An 863-nucleotide genomic window follows, 5' to 3' on the forward strand; every position below is an offset into this window, starting at 1 on the left:
GATAATTATTTCGTAAAAGCCGTAGTTATCGCTACAACGCTTGGCGAGAGACACGCTTACTCGCTGAGCGAGGATCTAAAAGAGGAGCTTAAACCTCTTGGAGAAAAATTTATAGGTACAGAAAGCTCCCCTGATTGGATCGTGATGGACCTTGGCGACATTTTGATACATCTTTTAAGCCCAGCTTATAGAGCAAAATACAACATCGAAGAGTTTTTGCAAAAGCTAAAAACTAGCAAAGAGTCTTAACAAAAATAAGCGAAGAGCAAATAAGCCATAAAAATATAAAAAAAGCTAACAAAAATGGCTTTTTGCCAGTCGCTTTAAAAATGCTTCTATCTATCCCAAATCCCAAAGCACACATCGCAATGCAAAGGCAGATGCTAGCGGCTAACTTTAAAATCTGCACCAAATTCTCAGGGAAAAATGGCAGAGATCTAATGCAAATCGCCACTAGGAAAAATAGCGCAAACCATGGTATGCTCTTTAGCTTTGAGCCACCGCTATTTTGGCTTAAATTTAAGAAATTTAGCAAAAACAAAAATGGCACGAGCATGATTACGCGAAGCATTTTTATGATGACGGCAGTGCTGCTTGCTGTGCCGTCAGATGCTGCTGAAGCTGCCACCACGTGGGCTACTTCGTGAAGTGAGCCACCAATAAAAAAGCCGGTTTGGTGTGGTGTGAGAGCTAGAAATTTAGCGATAAATGGATAGATAAACATGCCAATCGTCCCAAAGAGCACCACTGTGCAAATAGCGATAGCAAGCTTGTTTGCGTCTGCTTTTATCTCATTTTGAGTAGCCATAACAGCAGCTGCACCGCATATACTAGCCCCTGAGCCAATGAGCACGGCGCTATCC

The 863-nt window shown here is 42.1% G+C and carries 2 protein-coding genes; one reads left to right on the plus strand and one right to left on the minus strand.

The features are described 5' to 3' along the window. Positions 1-249, plus strand: a 249-nt coding sequence (gene rsfS, locus CYP51_RS08280) for a ribosome silencing factor (protein ID WP_103625077.1), incomplete at its 5' end; no start/stop codon positions are given. Here rsfS and CYP51_RS08285 read toward each other — a convergent pair. Next, the coding region (locus tag CYP51_RS08285; protein WP_141089688.1) for a YeiH family protein at positions 233-863 on the minus strand (631 nt) is incomplete at its 5' end. The two genes, rsfS and CYP51_RS08285, sit on opposite strands and share 17 nt — an antisense overlap.

This window comes from Campylobacter concisus (assembly GCF_002912895.1).
In the GTDB taxonomy this organism is placed as follows: Bacteria; Campylobacterota; Campylobacteria; order Campylobacterales; family Campylobacteraceae; genus Campylobacter_A; species Campylobacter_A concisus_G.